The sequence below is a fragment of the Cohaesibacter marisflavi genome (assembly GCF_963665895.2).
GTDB classification, from domain to species: Bacteria; Pseudomonadota; Alphaproteobacteria; order Rhizobiales; family Cohaesibacteraceae; genus Cohaesibacter; species Cohaesibacter marisflavi.
This window is the reverse complement of the sequence record NZ_OY762534.1, coordinates 2,941,144-2,962,237: the sequence shown is the minus strand read 5'-3', so window position 1 is coordinate 2,962,237 and position 21,094 is coordinate 2,941,144. Positions and strand designations below refer to the sequence as shown.

Sequence of the window (21,094 nt, the reverse complement as noted above, 5' to 3'; positions counted from 1 at the left end):
CGAGCAGATGGGGTATGGCCAGAGGAGGCGCCTGCAGCCTCTGGAGGAGGAGGCCCGCTTGCGGGAAATGGGGGGCTATCTTTCTGATCTATGGTGAATTTTGTTGCGAACCGCGTGCGGCACGGGGCCGCAGAAAGTGCGCCAGAAGATTTACCATTCTGTGCCAAACTCCTTGAAAATCATCGGGTTTAGCCCGAGCCTTGATATTTCAGAGCCGGAAAGACAGGGGCTAGTCCCGCCAATCCGGTTCCAACCGTTGACCAGAGATGATGAACGATCATAGCAAAGACCTGAAGCCGAGCCCGACGACAGAACAAGTCGCCCCCCCGTTGGCCCCCCCGTTGGCTCATGACGCCAACCATCCTCGGGCTGCGGCGGAAAGCAAGGCAAAGCCATCGGCTCTTGCGCGGACACTTCGCGGTGCGTTCAAACTCATTCTTCCTGTCCTTGTGATCGCCGCTGGCGGTTTTGCGGCTTGGCAAATGGTTGCCTCAAAGCCCGAGGTTAATCGTCGTCCTCCGAGCGAGAAGAGCTATGCGGTTGAAATCAAAGCCGCAGCCCCAACGGATCTTCAGCCCGATATCATTCTTTATGGCACGGTATCTGCGGCGCGTCCGGTAGAGCTGCGCGCGCTCGTTAGCGGTGAGGTGGTCTGGGTCAATCCGAATTTGCAGACGGGCCAGATTGTGGATTCCGGTGAAGCGTTGGTGCGCATCGATCCGTTTGATTATGAAGGGGCAGTCCGTGAAGCGGAAGCCAATCTCAGGGAAGCCGAGGCGCAATTGCGCTCCAGCGAAGTGTCCCTTGAAAGCGACAAGGTGGCTCTTGGGCGGCTCAAGGAACAGCTGACTCTGGCACAGAATGATCTGGATCGGGCCGAGACGCTGGCGGTCAGCGGTAGCCTCACGCAGCAAGCGCTGGAAACCCGCAGGCTGACCGTTTCCCAGCGGCAACAGAGCGTGGAAAGCCGTCAATTCAATCTCGAAGTACTCGCCTCCCAGATCGAACAGCAGAAAGCCAATCTGGAGCGGCTCGACTGGCGGCTTGAGCTAGCCCGTCGTAATCTTGCCAATACCACCCTCAATGCACCCTATCGTGGGTTGGTGCAAAGCAAATCGGTAGAGTTGGGCCGTTCTGTTTCGGGTAGCGACACCCTCGTGTCACTCTATGATCCTGAAGAAATGGATGTCCGTTTCACCCTGTCAGACGCGCAATATGGGCGGCTGACCACTCAAGGGGCGACACTGATCGGCCAGAGCATAACGGTCAACTGGCAACTTGGTGAGCAGGTCAGCCCACACCAAGCAACCATCACGCGGATCACCCCGGAGGTGAATGCGGCCAATGGGGGTATTGAAGTTTATGCCCGTCTTGAGCCCGATGCGGGGCTAAGGGCTGGTACCTTTGTTGAGCTGTTGGTGCCTGATCAGGTCTATGAAAACGCCATTTCCATTCCGCAGGCCGCGATTTATGGCGGCAACCGCGTCTATGTCAACGAAGAGGGGCGCATGGCCCCAAGGGATGTCAAGGTATTGGCCTATCTAGGCGATGATGCCCTGATCGATGGTGCAGCCTTCAAAGAGGGCGCCCAGATCGTCACCACCCGTGTGGCCGAGGCCGGTCCGGGCTTGAAGCTCGTTGTGCCCGCCATGGAAGTAAAGCCCCTTGAAGAAGGTTCTAAGAGTGGTGAGGTCGACGCCGCCGACAAGGGGAGGGCACCTCAATGAGCCGTTTTGACAAGGACGGCAAAGGGGGCATGGTCGGCTTTTTCGTGCATCACCCCAATGCTGCCAACCTGTTGATGATCATCCTGCTGGTGGCGGGCCTCTTCGCCCTGTCTCGTATGAACAGCCAGTTCTTCCCGACGATTGATTCAGATACCATCGAGATCTCCGTTAGTTGGTCTGGTGCCAGCGCTGAAGATGTCGAAGCCAACATTCTCGAGATCATCGAGCCCAAGGTGCGCTTCATCGATGGCATCGACAAGGTAACGTCCTATGCGCGGGAAGGCAGCGCCTACATCATCCTTGAATTCAAACAGGGCGTGGACATGCCGCAGGCCTTGCGGGATGTGGAATCCGCTGTTGATCTGATCAACACGCTGCCTGATCTTGCCGATGATCCGACGGTTTCCTATCGCCAGTTCCGCGATGATGTGGCCCGGCTGATCCTGTCAGGACCCTTTGATGAAGCTTCACTCCGGGGATTTGCCAAGGAGATCCGTGATGATCTCATTGACAGAGGCATCGACACGGTTGATTTCACCGGCTTGCGGGATGAGGAATTCTTTGTCGGGCTTTTCGATTATGACATGCGCCGCCTCGGGCTGACCGTGCAGGATATCGGCAGCCAGATTGCCTCCAACAGTCGCGATCTGCCCTCTGGCAATGTGCAGGACGGTTTCGAGAAGCAGGTCCGCACGCTGGCCAACGAAGAGACGCCGGAAAGCCTTTCGGACATCAAGATCATCTCCGGCATTGATGGCTCCAGCGTGGCTCTGGGTGATATTGCCCGTGTCGAGCGACGGCTGGACCCGGATCAGGTGCGAGGCATTATGCGCGGCGAGTCCGCGATCCAGCTGATCGTTCGACGGGCCCCGTCTGCGGATTCGCTGGAAGCCTCGGCTATCGTCAACGATTATCTTAAATCCATCGAAGGCGTTTTCCCGCCGACCCTGAAGATTACCCAATATGACGCCTTGGCCGAAGCGCTGGTGGATCGCATCCTGCTGCTGGTCAAGAATGCCGCATCGGGTATCATTCTGGTCATGGTTATTCTGGCGCTGTTCCTCAATCTGCGCACGGCCCTTTGGGTCACGGCAGGCATTCCCATTTCCATGCTGGCTTCGTGCGTTGTACTGCTGGCGTTGGGCCAAAGCATCAACATGATGTCGCTCTTCTCCTTCATCATGATGTTGGGGGTTATCGTCGATGACGCCATCGTCGTAGGGGAGGAAACCACCACCCGCTATCAGGCCGGAGATCCCGGACCCGTTGCCGCACAAGGGGGCGGCAGTCGGATGCTGTTGCCCGTCACGGCAGCCTCGCTTACCACGGTCGCTGCCTTTGGCCCCATCCTGCTGATCGGCGGGGTAATCGGCCAGATGATGGGCGTTCTGCCCTTGGTCGTTATCGCCGTGTTGACGGCAAGCTTTGTGGAGTGTTTCTTCATACTGCCCGGCCATCTGGCGCACTCCATGACACCCAGCCATAATCGAAACTGGAGCGTGCGACGGGTCATTACCATTGGCCTTATTCTGCTGCTACCGATGGTGCTCTTCTATGGTCTTTCGCCCGAGATGGTGGGTAAATTCGGCGGTGCTACCCAGTCTCTCTGGCAATGGCTGCATGGTCTGTTTGCGGAAGGCAGTATGGTCGCGCTTTTGGTGTTCATTGCCATTGCTGCGGTTATCTCAACCCTTATCGAAGCGCTGCATGTGCGCAAACTACGCCGCACCGATTTCCGCGCCAACCATGGCCGCATGAGTGAGAGCGCTTTTCGCAGAAAGTTCGATAAGGGCTTTAATGCGCTAAGGGACGGTCCGTTCCGCAAGATTGTGACCCTGTCCTATGATTGGCGCTACACGACGCTGGCCCTCTGCATTGCCGCAATGACAATCATGGGCGGCCTTGTGGCGGGAGGACGCGTCGGCTTTGTCTTTTTTCCTTCGGCAGAGGCGGAAACTGTCACCATTTCCATGACCTTCAATGTGGGCATTCTGGAAGAAGACGCAGTAAAAATTGCCAAGCGTGTGGATGATGTCGTGTATCAAACCGAGCGGGAAATCGGCAAGGGCGAAAAACTTGTGATCGCTTCCTTCGTCACGCTGGGCCAGTCTGGTCGCACTACTGCTGACAATGTTGCTTCCCTGCGCCTGCGCTTGACGCCATCGGAGCAGCGCAGCATCCGCACGCCTGCCTTCATTCGCGCCCTTAATCGCAACATGCCTGACATGGCCGGCTTGAAGCGTGCCTCCATTCGCGGTCAGCGCGGCGGCCCTCCGGGGGCTGACCTGGATATCCGCCTGACGGGCGGCAGTCCTGATGTGCTCAAGCGTGCGTCGCTTGATTTGCAGGAACGCCTTTCCGCCTATCCCGGCGTCAGCGAGCTTGATGACAACATGCCCTACGGCAAGCCGGAACTGACGCTGGCCTTGACGCCTCGCGGCCGTAGCCTTGGCTTTACTGCCCAGACGGTGGGTGAGCAGGTGCGCGACCTGATTGAAGGTCGCACGGCCCGTAAACTGGCTATTCTGGATGAAGAGGTGGAAGTGCGTCTGAAGCGGCTTTCCCATGCCAATGTAGACAGTCTGCGCAGCCTTTGGCTAAGAAGCCCGCAAGGCACCTTTGTGCCTCTCACCGAGGTGGTTCAGATCGCCGACCGGCAAGGCTTTTCCTCCATTCAGCGCTTTGATGGCAAGACCACCATTGCTGTTACGGCCGATGTGGACGCAGAAGTGGTAACAGCAACGGAACTGGTCGCCGAGCTGGATCGGACCCTGATGCCTCAAGTCGCCAACCAATATGGCATCGATTATCATTTCTCCGGTCGGAACGAAGAGCGTATGGATGCTTTTGCCGATCTTCGCATCGGTTTGATGATTGCGTTGGCGGCGATCTATATCATTCTGGCCTGGATCTTTGCCTCCTACACGCGCCCCTTCGCGATCATGATGATCATCCCCTTCGGACTGGTTGGCGCTATCCTTGGGCATTATCTGCTCGGCTTCCAGTTGACCATCCTGTCCCTGATCGGCCTGTTGGGTCTTGCAGGCATTCTGGTCAATGACTCGATCATTCTGGTCAGCCGTCTGGATGAACGCATCGCCCATGGACAGACCCTGCGTCACGCCGCGATCGGGGCAAGTTGCGACCGTTTGCGCGCTGTCGTGCTGACCTCGCTCACCACGGTGGGAGGTTTGGCGCCGATGCTGTTTGAGACCTCGCCGCAGGCCCAGTTCCTCAAACCCATGGCGATCACCATCGTCTTCGGGTTGGCTGTGGCTACCCTGTTCGTGTTGTTTCTGGTGCCGAGCCTGTTTGGTGTCGGGGGAGACATCAAGCGTGGCCTGACCTTCCTGTTGCATGGCAGCAAAAGGCCAGCCGAGCATAGTCCGGCGGAGTAGCGTAAGGCCGGAGCAGTCTCTGCTGTGATAAGGTCATTTTACATAAAAACGCGCGAGGTCAGTGTGAGCTGACCTGCGCGCGGCTGAGTGCTCGTCCATTCTGCCGGTTGGGCTTCGGCCCTTTCACCGCCATTTTGGGGACACGGAGGCTGTGTGAAAGGCACGGACAAGCCAGCGAAGTAAGAGAACGCCATTCGTCGTTTCTTATACTTGATCGGCAAGATCCGGGGCCGCTTCATCAAAGCGGACAGCGCGCCGGTAAAGATGCCATGTGGCATGACCGAGCAATGGCAGGATGACCACCAAGCCAAGCAGGAACGAGGCCAGGCAGATCATCATCATAAAACCGATGAAGATGCCCCAGCTGATCATGACCTTCTTGTTCGACATAACGCATTTGATCGACGTGATCATGGCGGTGATGAAATCCACATCCTTATGCAACAGCATGGGAAAGGAAATCGCCGTTATCGAGAAAACCGCGAGGCTCAGAAGGGCCCCGATCAGATTGCCCGCCAGTAGAAACATGGCCCCCTGAGGTGTCAGCAGGATCGTGTCGATCAAGGCCGCCGGATTTACCGGATGCAGCCCGAAAAAGATCACATAAAGGAAAATCGCGATATCGATCCAGATGATGAAGGCAAATCCGGTGATCAGGGCCATCCAGCGAAGCTCTTTTGAGCGTTCGCCAAAGACGGCGCCGAAAATCTGGGCCGGGGCAATCTCAAGCCCTTCTTCACGGCGGCGGCTGACTTCATAAAGGCCGGCAGCCACAAAAGGCGCGATGAGGGCAAAACCAGAGGCTAGCGGATAGACCAGATAGGGCATGTTGTACGCTGATAGCATCCAGAAGAGAAACCAGCCGCCCAGAGCATAAAACCCACCAAAGAACAGACCATAGGGAGCGCTGCCGCGAAAATCCCGCAAGCCCGCGCTAAGCGCTTCGGATAGATCATCCATGCTGAGCGGCTGCAACACCGGCTTTTTGGCACGGCTGTCTGTCGGCCTGCCCGGTGTGGACGATAAAGCTGAAAAATCCTGAGCAACGTCGGTCACGTTCATCCTCCCGCAAAATGCTGGCGGTGGCGACATGCTTGGCTTCCTGCGTGTCTTGTCCGCCATTCCCTCATGTTTGAAAGAGAAGGCTAACGCGAAACAGGTGCGACAGAAAGTCGCAATTGGTTCTAATCTGAACAAGATGCAAACAAAAAAGCAACGGAACCTCGATTCCGATTGGGCTTAAGCTATTGGGTAAAAATCATAAAAAGGAGAATGCGTCGCCAGCCGCAATCTGCAACTGGCGCTTGTGACTCACAAAAAGTTTATCTTTTCGGACGAGGTTCTGCCTGTGACGCGCAGGTGAAAGAGCCCGAACCTGGCCTCAGGCTTCAAACATGCTGGCCGCCATTGATATGGATTTCCGCGCCGGAAACATAGGAACTGGCCTCCGTGCAGAGATAATAAATGGTGTTTGCCACTTCTGAAGGCTGGCCCAGCCGCCGCATGGGGATCGTTTCAACAATCTTTTCCGTACCCGGAGAAAGAATGGAGGTGTCGATTTCTCCCGGCGCAATGGCGTTGACGCGAATACCGTGAGGGCCGAAGTCGGCGGCCATTTCTCTGGTCAGAGAGGCGAGAGCTGCTTTCGAGGTGGCATAGGCAGCGCCTGCATAAGGATGCACGCGCATGCCCGCAATGCTGGTTACATTGACGATGGACCCCTGTGCCGCCTTCAGTTCGTCGATCAGGCCACGGGCCAACATGATGGGAGCAAAGAAGTTGACGGCAAACACCTTGTGCCAGAGGTCTAGCGGTGTCTGCAACGTGTCAAGCCGCTGGCTTTCCTCATCCTTGGGGCTGATGGCGGCATTGTTGACCAGCGCGTGCAGCTTGCAGTCATGGGTCTTCAGCCGTTCCTTGATCACGCCAATGGCCTCGTCAATGGTCGCCGGATTGGCCAGATCCACCTGAATATGGTTCTCTTCGCCCATCGGCCAGGGGCACTTGTCCGAGAAGGCATGACGAGAGCAACTGAAAACGCGCCATCCAGCGTCAGAAAAGCGTTTGACCGTTGCATGCCCGATGCCGCGGCTGGCGCCAGTGAGCAGCAGGGTTCTGTTTTCGGAAGGCTCCATGATGTTTCCTCATTGATGAGTGTGCCTTCATTCTAGATATGGTTCCGCTGCCTATTTGCCAATGGCTACCATTGACCCTATATGACACTGTACGCGACACGCACATGCAATCCGCCAGCAATAAACGGGCCTTTGATGTTCATTTGCCACTGTAACAAAATTACCGATCATGAGATTCTCGAGATAGCGGACAGGCTTGCCAAAGAGGATTCTGACGCCCCGATCCATTCCAACCAGATCTATCAGGGGCGCGGCTGTAAGGCCAAATGCGGCTGTTGCCGTCCGATGATTGAAGCAATTCTTCTGCAGAATGGTCATGATGTTGCCATTGCCCGTACCGATGAGATTGCCCGCGCCAAGCAACCCAGCTTCCATGGTGCGCCGAATGATTGCCCCGGCTTCTCCTGAAATCTTTGCCAGATTCAGGAGGGAGTTTTTGACCGGATCGTCAGGGCGTGGTTTACTTTCTTCTCGGTGACTCGGGCCAGGCTTCTTTGCGCATTGGAGTGTGCGGGCTGAAGGCTGCACATGCAGCTGACCGCGTAGGCGTGAGGCAAGCAGAGACATCGACCAGACACAAGACCGGCCATTTTCGCATAATTCGACCTTGAAACCTGACAATTACATTCAAAGGGACCATCATGAAGGGCAACGAGACAGTAATTGAATATCTAAACAAGGGCTTGCGCAGCGAATTGACAGCAGTCAGCCAATATTGGCTGCATTACCGTCTACTGGAAGACTGGGGCTTTTCGAAGATGGCGGCCAAATGGCGCGAGGAATCCATCGAGGAAATGCAGCATGCTGATAAATTCATCGAACGCATCCTGTTTCTGGAAGGGCATCCGAACCTACAGATGCTCGATCCCCTGATGATCGGCCAGTCCATCAAGGAAATTCTTGAAAGTGACCTGAAGGGCGAAGTCTCTGCACGGACCCTCTATAAGGAAGGCGCGACGCCTGCAACGATGCTGGCGACTATATCAGCATGAAGTTGTTTGAAGAGCTGATGGCAGACGAAGAGGGCCATATCGACTTCCTCGAAACCCAGCTCAATCTGCTCGAAACGCTCGGCAAGGAAAAATACGCCCAATTGCAGGCTGATAACGCCGGAGCTGCGGAGGACTAAGCGCCTTTCGCTCAAGTCCCCTTTATCGATTGACCAAATGTCATCAAGCCCCGTTGCCTGTCTGGCTGCGGGGCTTTTCATTTGGTGTTGATACCAAAGGGAGAGATCAACCGCGTTTCAACCACTTGTGAATTGACCGTGTAGTGTGGAAGCTGAAACAAACAGCAAAGCAAAACACAAGCTACCGCAAGTATAATGCGGATCAAGAACAGGAGAGATTGCCATGATCGCACGGCCTTTGACTGCGGGCTATTCCAAGGCGCTTATCACTGCCCTTCCCCCCCGCCAAACGCGATTGACTGTCTTGAAAAAGGCTGTGCTGGCCGCTGCCTTTGCGGCCTTACCATCCATGGTGCAGGCCGGAGCCGTCAATGTAAAAGACTGGCCTGCCGTGTTGGAAAAAGCCAAGGGGCAAACGGTCTATTTCCACGCATGGGGCGGTGCTGATCGCATCAATGCCTATATCGATTGGGCCGGTGCGAAGGTGAAAGGGCGCTATGGCGTCACCGTCAAGCATGTCAAGGTGGGAGACACGGCCAATGTGGTTTCCCAGATCATCGCTGAAAAAGCTGCTGGCAAGGAAGACGGTGGCTCGGTTGATCTGGTCTGGATCAATGGCGAGAATTTCGCATCTCTTAAGGAAAAGGGATTGCTATTGCCCATGAGCTGGGCGCCGGATCTGCCCAATTATCAATTTGCCGATGTCAAAGGCAAGCCAACCCTTACGACAGATTTCACCGTGCCCACCGATGGGCTGGAAAGCCCCTGGGGTATGGCGCAGCTGTCTTTCTATTATGATAGCGCCATCACTAAAGAGGTGCCAAAGTCTGCCACAGCATTGCTCGATTGGGCCAAGGCGCATCCGGGGCGTTTCGCCTATCCGAAGCCGCCGGATTTTATCGGCTCCACCTTCCTCAAGCAATTGGCGCTTGAGCTGGCTGATGATCCGTCCGTGCTCTCCCGTCCGGTGACAGAGGAAAATTACAAGACCGTGTCCGATAAGCTCTTCGCCTATCTGGATGCGTTGCATCCCTATCTCTGGCGCGAAGCCAAGGCCTTTCCGGACAATGTGTCGAGCCTTAAGAATTTGCTGGCCGATGGCGAAATCGAAATCGCCTTCACCTTCAATCCCGGTGATGCCTCTGCTGCCATTGCCAATGATGAATTGCCCGACACGGTGCGCTCCTTCACCTTTGAGGGAGGCACCATCGGCAACAGCCATTTTGTGGCCATTCCCTTTAACGCCAATGCAAAGGAAGGGGCGATGGTACTCGCCAACTTCCTGCTTTCCCCCGAGGCGCAGGTTCGCAAGCAGGACCCCGCCATCTGGGGCGACCCAACGGTTCTGGATATCACCAGCCTCCCCAATGAGGACAAGGCTCGCTTTGATGCGTTGGAGCTTGGTGTGGCGACGCTGAAGCCGGAAGACTTCGGCCCCGCTCTGCCAGAGCCCCATGCCTCATGGATGGAGCGGCTGGAGAAAGACTGGACCAGCCATTACGGCGTGCAGTGATTGCACCAGGAGAAACAAACAAGCAGGTGCAAACTTGAGGCCAGCAATCCGGCCAGTCCCTGATCAGAACGAGACCCCACCATGCGCTTTCGGCCCCTTCATAGTGCCCCGATGCTGATCAGCCTGCTGATGCTTGGGCCGGTTTTGGCCGGATTGCTGGGCGCGCTGTTGCCCACCTTTGGCTGGTTGCCGGTGCTGGGGGGCGATAGCCTGACTTTGGAGCCCGTGCGGGCGCTTCTTGCGACACCGGGCCTTGCACGCTCGATCGCACTGAGCTTGGCAAGCGGACTATTGGCGACCCTGTTGGCCATGCTGATGGTGATCGGCCTGCTCAGTGCTTGGTCCGGTACACGGCTGTTTCGCTGGATGGTGCGGATGATCTCGCCGCTGCTCTCCATTCCCCATGCGGCGACGGCGCTCGGATTTGCCTTTTTGCTGGCCCCATCGGGCTGGATCGTGCGGATGATCTCTCCAGAACTGACCGGCTGGAGCCGGCCGCCGGACTGGTTTTTCCCTCATGATCCTTATGGTCTTGCCATGATTGCGGGACTGACGATCAAGGAATTGCCGTTTTTGCTACTTGTCAGTCTTGCCGCTCTGCCACAGACTGAGCCGCGCCGGACGCAAAATCTTGTCCGCAGTCTTGGCTATGGGCCGATGGTCGGCTGGGTGCATGCTGTCTGGCCGCGTCTCTATCGACAGATCCGCCTGCCGATCTTTGCTGTCATCGCCTATGCTTCGTCCGTGGTGGATGTCGCCCTCATTCTGGGGCCAACCAACCCGCCGCCGCTGGCGGTTCAGCTGGTGCGCTGGATGAGTGACCCGAACCTATCGATGCGTTTTCTGGCGTCCGCTGGTGCCATCCTGCAATTGCTTGTTACGCTGGCCGCGCTGGGGATCTGGTGGGGCGGAGAAAGGATGGCCAGCCGGTTGCTTGGCTGCCTTGTCCAATCCGGCTTGCGCTTTCAGCGAGACGAGTGGGCCCGACGCCTTGCTGCATCGCTCAATGTAGCTGCCGTGTTGTTGATGCTGCTAAGCCTTGGGGGCCTTGTGCTTTGGTCTTTTGCGGGCTTCTGGCGATTTCCCGATGCGGTTCCCGTCAGCCTTTCCCTTAATACATGGATGCGGCAGGGGCCGATGCTTATGGAGCCGCTCTACAACGCCGTGCTCATTGGTGGACTGGCGACCGTTGTCGGCATTGTCATGACCCTTGCCACGCTGGAAGCGCAAAGCCGCATGGGCAAACGATCTGGGCGCAGCGCCATGGTGATCCTCTATCTGCCACTGATCGTGCCGCAGGTCGCCTTTCTGTTCGGATTGCAGTTGATCCTGCTGACCGTCAACGCCAGCTATGCACTCTGGGCGCTGGTGTTCGGCCACCTGATCTTCACCTTGCCCTATATCTTTTTGTCGCTGAGCGACCAGTGGCATGCCCTTGATCCGCGCTATATGCAGATGGCAACGGCCCTTGGCCGCAGCGCGTGGGCCATTTTCTGGCGGGTGCGCCTGCCGATGTTGCTTCGCCCCATTTTGACGGCGGCGGCTGTAGGCTTTGCTGTCTCTATCGGGCAGTATCTGCCAACGCTGCTGATCGGTGGCGGACGCTGGGAAACCATCACCACCGAAGCTGTGGCCTTGAGCGCGGGAGGCAATCGGCGCCTGATCGGCGTTTATGCCCTCATGCAGATGCTGCTTCCTTTTGTGGGATTTCTCATTGCCACACTGATCCCGACCCTGTTCTATAAAAACCGGCGCGGCATGGCCCCGACCGACCGCTGAAATGGTGCTTTTTCTAACAAAGCAGCGCAGCAGCAAGAGAAGATTTCAAAGAGACCTGTATGACGAACACACAGACCAACAGAATGCCGCAAGAGCCGATGATGCTCGAAGAGGTGAAAATTCGTCTTGCGGGCGATTGCCTGATCCATCTTTCTCTGTCTGTTGCCGCTGGCGAAGTGGTGACCATAATGGGGCCGTCCGGCTCAGGAAAATCCACGTTGCTGGCCTATATAGGCGGATTTCTGCCTCCCGCCTTTGAGGGGGAGGGGCGGGTGTGGCTCGATGGCAAAGATGTCTCTTCCTTGTCAGCAGAGCGGCGCCATATCGGAATTCTTTTTCAGGATCCCTTGCTCTTCCCTCATCTCTCCGTCGGCGGCAATCTGGCCTTCGGACTGACCCGTGCCGTCAAGGGACGGGCTGCAAGAAAGGCCAGTGTTTGCGAGGCGCTGGAGGCCATCAATATGGCTGGCTTTGAAGGGCGCGATCCTGAGACCCTCTCTGGCGGTCAGAAGGCACGGGTCGCCTTGGCGCGCACCCTGCTTTCCCAACCGCGCGCTCTGTTGCTGGATGAACCTTTCTCCAAGCTCGATGCAGATTTGCGCGTCCGTATGCGACATCATGTGTTCGAACGGGCGCGATCAGAAGGGCTGCCTACACTGTTGGTGACCCATGACGAGGAAGACGCCAGAGCAGCGCAAGGGCGCATCATTCGCCTTGCACCAAACGGCATGGTTGGATGAATTTGCTTGCCTTCTCTCCATGGAGCGGTTAGGGCCAACATATGACCGAGAAGCCTTCCATTTCATTGCCCGCCTTTCTGCCTGATCTGCCCATCCGGGAAGCATTGCCCGGCCTTCTGGCCGCGCTTGACACGGGGACACGGGCCGTGCTGATCGCGCCACCCGGTGCCGGTAAAACCACCTGCGTACCGCTGGCCTTGCTCGATCAGCCATGGCTTGCTGCCATGACGTCAGAGGGCAATGGCAAGATTATCATGCTCGAGCCGCGCCGTCTTGCCGCAAGGGCGGCGGCCCGTCGCATGGCACAGCTGCTTGGTGAGCCGGTTGGCAAGCGCGTCGGCTATCGGGTGCGCATGGAAAGCCGCATTTCCAAGGAGACCATCATCGAAGTGGTAACGGAGGGCGTCTTCGCCCGCATGATCGTGGATGACCCCAGCCTTGAGGGAGTTGCGGCGGTTGTGTTCGATGAATTCCACGAGCGTAGTCTTGATGCGGATATGGCGCTGGCCTTCACGCTTGAAGGGCAGGCGGCCTTGCGTGAAGATTTGCGCCTCGTGGTCATGTCCGCCACGCTGGATGGGGGGCGTGTGGCTTCCATTCTCGAAGGAGCGCCGGTTATCGAGAGCATGGGGCGCGCCTATCCGGTCGAGACCCGCCATCTGCCGCGCAAACCGCACGACAGGCTGGAAAGTGCCGTCTGTGATGCCGTGCTGCAAGCGTTGAACGAGGATGAAGGCTCGCTTCTGGTCTTCCTGCCCGGACAGGCCGAAATCCATCGCGTCGAGGATCGTCTGGCCGAGCAGCTCAAGAGGGATAAAGACATCATCCTTGCCCCGCTCTATGGCGCCATGGAAGGCAAGGATCAGGATCGCGCCATTGCATCGCCGCCAGAAGGCAAACGCAAGATCGTGCTGGCCACCTCCATTGCCGAAACTTCGCTGACCATCGATGGCGTCCGTATCATCATTGATGCTGGCCTTGTGCGACGTCCTCGCTTTGAGCCCAACCTTGGCATTTCGCGGTTGGAGACAGTGCGCGTTTCCCGCGCCAGTGCCGATCAGCGACAGGGGCGCGCCGGTCGTACCGAGCCGGGTATCTGCTATCGTCTTTGGGACAAGGGGCAAACCGCCGCGCTGCCTGCCTTCGAGCCGCCTGAAATTCTTGAGACAGATCTCTCCCGCCTTGTGTTGGATCTGGCACTTTGGGGCGAGAGTGACCCAACCAATCTCAGATGGCTGGATGAACCGCCCGCAGCCGGTTGGGCCGAAGCGGTCAAGCTGCTGCAATCCTTCGGCGCGCTGGATGACGCAGCAGCGATCACGGCCCATGGCAAGGCGCTGGCCGCCTTGCCTCTGCCGCCACGGCTCGCGCATATGCTCGTCATGGCCCGCAAGGCAGGGGCTGAGGAACTGGCTGCGATGATGGCAGCACTGCTAAGCGAGGGGGGACGCTTGCGCCACAATGATATGCGCCGTCTGTTACAGGATCTCATCGCTGGGAAATTGCCGCGGGCAAGGGATATCAAAGCGCTGGCCAAACGCTGGACTGGCAAGAGCCGCGACAAGAGGGCGAATACTGAGGACGCTGGCCGCATTCTGGCGCTTGCCTATCCGGACCGGATTGCCATGCGACGCGGCGCCGAGGGGCGCTATCTGCTGGCTTCGGGCCGTGGAGGTGTGCTCCAGCCTGATGATCCGCTCAACGCGGAGACCTTCCTCGTTGTGGCCGATCTGCAAGGCGCTGCTGCCAACGCGCGTATAACGCTGGCTGCCCCCATTGCCCGCAAGGTCATCGAAGAGGAGTTCGCTGCTCTCATCCATCAGGAAGAAGCCATCAGTTTTGACCAGAATTCAGGAGCTGTTTCCGCCAAGCTGCAAACGCGGCTGGGGCGCATTGTGTTGGCCGAACAGCGCTTGAAAGAGCCCTCAGCCGACGCGATCCAGAAGGCGCTGATAGGCGCGATTCGCAAAGGGGGGCTGCGGCTCTTACCCTTCACCAAGGAGCTTGAGCGCTGGCGCGGTCGTGTGCGCTTTGTTTCCGAGCGGGAAGATGGCTGGCCGGATCTTTCCGATCAGGGGTTGCTGGACGGGCTGGAAAATTGGCTTGCCCCTTTCCTTGCCGGCAAAATGGCTCTCTCGGATATCTCTGCCGGTGACCTTTCTGCGGCACTTAAAGCCATGGTGCCCTATGATCGGTTGGCTGCGCTGGAAACGGCACTGCCAACCCATTTTACCGTGCCCACCGGCTCGCGTATTCCCATTGATTATGCAGCTGAAAATGGCCCTGTTCTTGCCGTGCGCGTGCAGGAATTGTTTGGCCTTGATGTGCATCCGGCGATTATGGGCGGAAAGCTGCCGCTGCTGTTACATCTGCTCTCTCCTGCCCAGCGCCCCATTCAGGTGACGCGTGATCTGCCAGGCTTCTGGCGTGGATCGTGGAAAGATGTCAAGGCGGATATGCGCGGGCAATATCCAAAGCATGTCTGGCCGGATGATCCGATCAACACCGAAGCAACCCGCCGCGCCAAGCCCCGCAAATGATCCTTAGTGGTGGGAAGACCTGATAGCCGCTCATAGACATCAGATTTGCGCCAAAGGGTTAGTTATCAACAAATCATTTATGGCACGCTTGATAGCAAATCGGTTCTTGCTGTTCGTAAAATGAGAGCGGGGGTGAAAAAATCCCTCAAATTTATTCGGATTCGTATCACGATTTTTCAAAATGGCTCGTGTTTTTATCGCCAATTCTCTCTTAACAAGAGGCTGGGAAACGCTTTTTGCTTGCGGGGACTGATAAATGCAACAAAAGGCCTCATCCCGGTGGTGAAAAGCGAAGATTCTGGCTGCAAAGAGCATCAGACCGTGCAAGACTGTCCGCAATGTGTTGCAAGAGGCCCTCAGTTTGCCGACAAGTTGTTACGAATGGAACCGGTCGTTTTTCGACTTTATCGGTCTTCATGCTGCTTAAGCGCAATCCGGGGTCAGGGCAAAACATGATAGAACAACAGATCGTTGAAGCGATCGATTGAGCAATCGATACAGCATACCAATTAAAAGGGGTTAGACATGTTGCGTCAATTTTTCGGTGCTGCTGCACTGGCAACCATGATGGTTGTAGCACCTGCACTCGCTGCTGAAATCAAGCCTGCTGTGGTCTATGACCTGGGCGGTAAAAACGACCAGTCCTTCAACCAGTCCGCCTATAATGGTGCGGAAGCCTACCAGAAGGATACCGGCACTGACTATCGTGACTTCGAGATCCAGAATGATGCCCAGCGCGAACAGGCTCTGCGTCGCTTTGCCCAGCGCGGATATGATCCGATCGTGGCTATCGGTTTTTCTCAGGCTGAAGCCCTGAAGAAAGTGGCTCCGGAATTCCCGGAAACGAAATTTGCTATCGTTGATATGGTTGTAGACCTGCCAAACGTGCGTTCGATCGTTTTCAAGGAGCATGAAGGCTCCTTCCTCGTCGGTCTTCTGGCAGCCAAAGCATCACAGACCGGCAAGGTCGGCTTCGTTGGTGGTATGGACATCCCGCTCATCCGCGCTTTTGCTTGCGGTTACAAGCAGGGTGCCAAGGCTGCCAATCCGGACATTGAAATCTTTGAAAACATGATTGGCACCACCGGTGCTGCATGGAATGACCCTGTGAAGGGTGGCGAGCTGACAAAATCCCAGATCGACCGTGGCGCTGACGTGATCTATCACGCTGCTGGCGGTTCGGGCGCTGGCGTTTTGCAGGCCGCAGCTGATGCAGGTAAACTGGGTATCGGTGTTGACTCCAACCAGAATGCCCTGCATCCGGGCAACGTCCTGACCTCCATGGTCAAGCGCGTTGATACCGCTGTTTACAATGCCTTCAAGGATCTGGCCTCTGACGACTGGTCTTCAGGCATCTATGTTCTCGGCCTGGCTGAAGATGGCGTGGCCTGGGCTGATGATGAAAACAACAAGGACCTGATCACCGATGACATGCGCGCAGCTGTCGATCAGGCATCCAAGGAAATCATTGATGGCAAGATCGTTGTCCACGATTACCGTGCCGACAACAGCTGCCCATTCTAAGTAGTTGACCCTGAAATGAAATGTGCCCCGTCCTCATTCCCGGATGGGGCGCATTTTTATTAGCATCAATAGCCAAGTGATCCCTTGGATCGCGAACTATCTACCAGCCGGCCGCGTCAGTGGCCCCTGAGTAACAAAGCCCACCCATACCACTGTGCCTTCGAGGTGAAGAGTGGGTCCCGGTTTCCCTGTCGGGCGGTCTGGTTAAAGACGCGCCCTGTAAGACAGGAATAGTCGGGAGGGGCTGATAATTGGGGAAGAGATCTTGCATCTGGACGAGAAAACAAAGGCGCAGGGCAACGATGGAACCGGGGCAAAAAGCGCCGGTGACGGGCAAAGCGAGCGCGTGCCCGCCATCCGTCTGGTCGGAATCGAAAAGCGGTTCGGCCCGGTTTATGCCAACAAGAATATCGATCTGAATGTCGCAAAAGGCTCCATTCACGGGATCATCGGCGAGAATGGCGCAGGCAAATCGACGCTGATGTCCATCCTCTATGGCTTTTATCAGGCCGATGATGGCGAAATCTATGTGAATGGCAAGCGAGAAACCATTCCCGATAGTCAGAAGGCCATCGCCATTGGCATCGGCATGGTGCATCAGCATTTCATGCTGGTTGATAATTTCTCGGTGCTCGAGAATGTGGTGCTCGGCGTCGAAGGTGGGTCCCTGCTGCAAAAGGGCGTGGACAAGGCACGCGCCGAACTCAAGCGTCTGGCCGATGAATATGAACTCAATATCGATCCCGATGCCCTTATACAGGATCTCCCCGTTGGCTTGCAGCAGCGGGTCGAGATTCTTAAGGCGCTTTATCGGGGCGCTGATATCCTTATTCTGGATGAGCCCACGGGCGTTTTGACCCCGGCTGAAGCAGACCATCTATTCCGCATTCTCGGGCAGTTGCGCGATCAGGGCAAAACCATCCTTCTCATCACCCACAAGCTGCGCGAGATCATGGCTATCACCGATGAGGTCTCGGTCATGCGCCGCGGCGAAATGGTGGGGTCGGTGCACACCTCGGAAACCTCCGTTGAGCAGTTGGCTGAAATGATGGTTGGTCGCCATGTGTTGCTCAATGTTGAGAAAGGCCCCAGCAACCCGACCCGTGAAGTGCTCTCGGTTGAAAATCTGACGGTCACCGACAAGCGCGGCGTTGATCTGGTCAAGGATGTGTCCTTCAAGGTCTGCGCGGGCGAGATTGTTGGCATAGCAGGGGTCTCCGGCAATGGCCAGAGCGAGCTGATGGAAGCCATCGCAGGCATGATCACCGCCCGCTCGGGCTCCATCACGATCAATGGTGAAGTGACCACTAAGGCCGATGCGCTGGACCGACGCCATCGCGGCATGGCTCATGTGCCAGAAGATCGTCACCGCACCGGGCTTGTCACCAAATTCCCGGCCAAGGAAAATATGATCCTTGGCTATCAGGACCAGAAGAAATATGGCGAAGGCCTGTTTCTCGATCTCACTGCAATCCTGAAGGAAACGCAGGACTTCATGGTGGATTTCGATGTGCGTCCGCCCGATCCGCATTTGAAAGCGGCCAACTTTTCGGGCGGCAACCAGCAGAAACTGGTGCTGGCGCGCGAAATGGAGCGCGATCCGGATATCCTGCTCGTTGGTCAACCAACACGCGGGGTTGATATCGGCGCTATCGAATTTATTCACAAACGGCTTATCGAAATGCGCGATGCTGGCAAGGCTATTTTGCTGGTATCGGTGGAGCTGGATGAAATCCGCTCTCTGTCCGACCGTATCCTCGTCATGTTTGATGGCAAGATCGTCGGCGAGCGCCCCGCAGGCGCAAGCGAGCAAGAACTCGGCTTGATGATGGCTGGTATTGACGACCCGTCCGAAATGGGCTCCGACCCGATGGTCAGTGCAGAACTGGCCCGCAACAATACAGATGAGGCCCTCGTTGAAATGGCCAAAGGGGGTAAAGAATGAGCGCGCAATCTGAAAAGCTACCCCGTTGGGTCGATTATGGCCTGATCCCACTGCTCAATCTGGCAGCCGCCTTGCTGGTGTCCGGTCTGGTGGTATTGCTCATCGGTGAAAACCCGCTTGAAGCGGTTTATTGGCTGGTGCAGGGCTCGCTGGGCTATAGCGAGGGCATCGGCTTTACGCTCTATTACACCACCAACTTCATCTTTACCGGCCTTGCCGTTGCGGTTGCTGCCCATGCGGGCATGTTCAACATCGGCGGGGAAGGGCAGGCCTATGTGGGTGGTCTCGGGGTTACGCTCGCCTGTCTTGCGCTCGATCATTATGTGCCATGGTATGTGACATTCCCCTTCGCGCTCATTGGCGCGGCGGTGTTTGGCGCCGCATGGGCTGCCATTCCGGCCTATCTTCAGGCCAAGCGCGGTAGTCACATCGTGATCACCACGATCATGTTCAACTTCATTTCCTATTCGCTGATGGCCTATCTGCTGGTGCGTGTATTCAAGCAGCCCGGCTCCATGCAGCCGGAAAGCCGCACTTTCCTTGAAGGCGGCCGTCTACCCTTCATTCATGATGTGGCCGGATGGTTCGGCATCGAGATGGCCTCGTCGCCTCTCAATCTTTCCTTTGTGGTTGCGCTTTTGGCTTGTGTCTTCGTTTGGGCGCTCATCTGGCGCACGCGCCTTGGCTATGCCATCCGCACCTTCGGAACCAATCAGGATGCTGCTGTCTATGCGGGCATGAACCTTTCGCGCATCATCATCATCACGATGATGATCTCCGGCGGGCTTGCCGGGCTCATGGCGCTCAATGAGGTCATGGGCGCTCAGAACCGCCTGCTGCTGGATTATGTTACCGGCTACGGCTTTGTCGGCATCGCTGTGGCCCTGATGGGGCGGTCCCATCCGGTGGGCATCATCATGGCATCAATCCTGTTTGGCATGCTCTATCAGGGCGGCGCCGAGCTGGCCTTTGAAATGCCCAAGATCACCCGCGACATGATCATTTCCATTCAGGGGCTGGTGATCCTGTTTGCCGGGGCCATGGAGCATATGTTCCGTCCCGCGCTGGTGCGGATTTTCACATCAAGACATGATGATCTTGGACAAGAAGCGTAAGGGGGCGTGACCATGGATTTCTTTCAAACACTCATTCTTACGACAGATTCGGCCGTGCGCCTTTCTGTTCCGCTTCTTTTCGCCTGCCTTGCCGGGCTCTATTCCGAACGCTCCGGCGTCGTTGATATCGGTCTGGAAGGCAAGATGCTTGGTGGCGCCTTCGCGGCTGGCTGCGTGGCCGCCGTTACCGGCTCCGCATGGCTTGGACTGCTGGCTGCCATATTGGTGTCCATTGGTCTGGCGCTGGTGCATGGCTATGCCTCCATCACCCAGAGGGGCAACCAGATCGTTTCCGGCGTGGCCATCAACTTCGTCGCCAGTGGCCTCACCGCCCTGCTGGGGCAGGCATGGTTCAGCCGCGGCGGCAAGACACCGCAATTGCCCAATACGGCCCGCTTCAACGAAATTACTTTGCCCTTTGCGGACTCCGTCAAGGATATTCCGATTGTCGGCTCGATCTATTCCGAAGTCATCTCGGGCCATTCTTTGCTGGTTTACGCCTCTTTCGTCGCCATCCCGCTGACATGGTGGGTGCTCTACCGCACGCGCTTCGGATTGCGTCTGCGCGCTGTGGGGGAAAATCCCGGTGCGGTGGATACGGCAGGTATCTCGGTTGCCTGGATGCGCTATCGCGCGGTTGTCATTACCGGAATTCTGTGCGGTTTTGCAGGGGCTTATCTGTCCATTGCCCAGTCGGCAGGCTTCTCCAAGGACATGACGGCAGGCAAGGGCTTCATCGCGCTCGCCGCTCTGGTCTTTGCCAAATGGAAGCCCGTCAACGCGCTGGGAGCCTGCTTCCTGTTCGGCTTCCTTGATGCCGTTGGCATTCGCTTGCAGGGCACGCAATTGCCGGTTATCGGCGAGGTGCCCGTGCAGGCCATGCAGGCCTTGCCTTATGTGCTGACCGTCGTGTTGCTTGCTGGCTTTATCGGCAAGTCCATTCCGCCCAAGGCGAGCGGTGTGCCTTACACAAAGGAACGCTAGGAGAGACCCATGAGTGGAATGAGCGACAAGCCCATCGCTGTGACCGAGAAGACGCTGGCGCTTCTGGCGCTGGCCACCAGCGCGCGCGAGAAGGCCCATGTGCCCTATTCGCGCTTTCCCGTTGGCGTTGCCCTGCGCACGCGCTCGGGCACGGTTCACACCGGCTGCAATATCGAAAACGCCTCCTATCCGGAGGGCTGGTGCGCGGAAACCTCTGCCATCTCGGCCATGATCATGGCGAGTAACGAGGTGGCGGACAGCAGGGCGATCGAGGAGTTGGTGGTGATTGCCGATCACACACCGCCCATTACCCCTTGCGGCGGGTGCCGCCAGAGGATCAGGGAGTTTGGCAGTCCGGACACCATTGTCCATGCTGCCGATCTGACCGGCATCAAGCAGAGCTTCACACTGGAAGCGCTTTTGCCTGCGGCCTTCGATCTGGAAGAAAACAGATAACCACACGTCAGGGGAAACCGGCCAAGGGCTCACACCTGCCGATACTTCATCGGCAAGGGCCGGATGACGTGACATTGAATTGCCACAGCATTGCATTACATTTCAATGC

The 21,094-nt window shown here is 57.0% G+C and carries 13 protein-coding genes and 2 pseudogenes; 13 read left to right on the top strand and 2 right to left on the bottom strand.

Annotated elements, in window-relative coordinates; translation table 11 throughout:
* Positions 1-266 precede the first annotated feature (266 nt).
* A complete protein-coding gene (locus ACKPCT_RS14490; protein ID WP_319567248.1) occupies positions 267-1,727 on the top strand; it encodes an efflux RND transporter periplasmic adaptor subunit in 1,461 nt (486 codons plus the stop codon).
* Entirely contained in the window at positions 1,724-5,125 is a 3,402-nt protein-coding gene (locus ACKPCT_RS14485) for an efflux RND transporter permease subunit (RefSeq protein WP_319567247.1), read from the top strand. The genes ACKPCT_RS14490 and ACKPCT_RS14485 overlap by 4 nt, the downstream gene beginning before the upstream one ends.
* A 204-nt stretch (positions 5,126-5,329) precedes the next feature.
* Here ACKPCT_RS14485 and ACKPCT_RS14480 read toward each other — a convergent pair whose 3' ends face one another.
* Together ACKPCT_RS14480 and ACKPCT_RS14475 are read right to left on the bottom strand one after the other, a co-directional pair.
* On the bottom strand, positions 5,330-6,181 hold the full coding sequence (locus ACKPCT_RS14480; protein ID WP_319567246.1) for a DUF2189 domain-containing protein: 852 nt from the start codon (positions 6,179-6,181) through the stop codon (positions 5,330-5,332).
* 332 nt (positions 6,182-6,513) lie between these two features.
* Positions 6,514-7,260 (bottom strand): SDR family NAD(P)-dependent oxidoreductase, encoded by a 747-nt coding sequence (locus ACKPCT_RS14475; protein ID WP_319567245.1) that lies wholly within the window; start codon positions 7,258-7,260, stop codon positions 6,514-6,516.
* A 135-nt stretch (positions 7,261-7,395) separates the two neighbouring features.
* Here ACKPCT_RS14475 and ACKPCT_RS14470 point away from each other — a divergent pair, with 135 nt between their 5' ends.
* The 11 genes and pseudogenes from ACKPCT_RS14470 to cdd all read left to right on the top strand — a co-directional run bounded on the left by ACKPCT_RS14470 (position 7,396) and on the right by cdd (position 20,985).
* Positions 7,396-7,668, top strand: coding sequence for a (2Fe-2S)-binding protein (locus tag ACKPCT_RS14470; protein WP_319567244.1), 273 nt, complete (start codon positions 7,396-7,398; stop codon positions 7,666-7,668).
* 233 nt (positions 7,669-7,901) lie between these two features.
* Positions 7,902-8,389 (top strand): annotated as a pseudogene (gene bfr / locus ACKPCT_RS14465) (bacterioferritin).
* A 349-nt stretch (positions 8,390-8,738) separates the two neighbouring features.
* Positions 8,739-9,902, top strand: a complete 1,164-nt coding sequence (locus ACKPCT_RS14460) for an ABC transporter substrate-binding protein (RefSeq protein WP_407652491.1) — start codon at positions 8,739-8,741, stop codon at positions 9,900-9,902.
* Positions 9,903-9,983: 81 nt separating this feature from the next.
* A complete protein-coding gene (locus tag ACKPCT_RS14455) occupies positions 9,984-11,681 on the top strand; it encodes an ABC transporter permease (protein ID WP_319567242.1) in 1,698 nt (565 codons plus the stop codon).
* Positions 11,682-11,740: 59 nt separating this feature from the next.
* Positions 11,741-12,421, top strand: coding sequence for an ATP-binding cassette domain-containing protein (locus ACKPCT_RS14450; RefSeq protein WP_244544601.1), 681 nt, complete (start codon positions 11,741-11,743; stop codon positions 12,419-12,421).
* 41 nt (positions 12,422-12,462) lie between these two features.
* Entirely contained in the window at positions 12,463-14,961 is a 2,499-nt protein-coding gene (hrpB, locus tag ACKPCT_RS14445; RefSeq protein WP_319567241.1) for an ATP-dependent helicase HrpB, read from the top strand.
* 525 nt (positions 14,962-15,486) lie between these two features.
* Positions 15,487-16,485 carry a BMP family lipoprotein gene (locus ACKPCT_RS14440; protein ID WP_319567240.1) on the top strand — a complete coding sequence of 333 codons (999 nt, stop codon included), beginning with the start codon at positions 15,487-15,489 and terminating at the stop codon, positions 16,483-16,485.
* 346 nt (positions 16,486-16,831) lie between these two features.
* Positions 16,832-18,325 (top strand): annotated as a pseudogene (locus ACKPCT_RS14435) (ABC transporter ATP-binding protein); the annotation flags it as partial.
* Positions 18,326-18,426: 101 nt separating this feature from the next.
* Positions 18,427-19,545: an ABC transporter permease gene (locus ACKPCT_RS14430; protein WP_090069794.1), complete on the top strand. Its 1,119-nt coding sequence runs from the start codon at positions 18,427-18,429 to the stop codon at positions 19,543-19,545.
* Between the two features lie 12 nt (positions 19,546-19,557).
* Complete coding sequence (locus tag ACKPCT_RS14425; protein WP_319515575.1) at positions 19,558-20,529, top strand: ABC transporter permease; 972 nt, start codon at positions 19,558-19,560, stop codon at positions 20,527-20,529.
* Positions 20,530-20,538: 9 nt separating this feature from the next.
* Complete coding sequence (cdd, locus tag ACKPCT_RS14420; protein WP_319515576.1) at positions 20,539-20,985, top strand: cytidine deaminase; 447 nt, start codon at positions 20,539-20,541, stop codon at positions 20,983-20,985.
* The last annotated feature ends 109 nt before the right edge of the window (positions 20,986-21,094 follow it).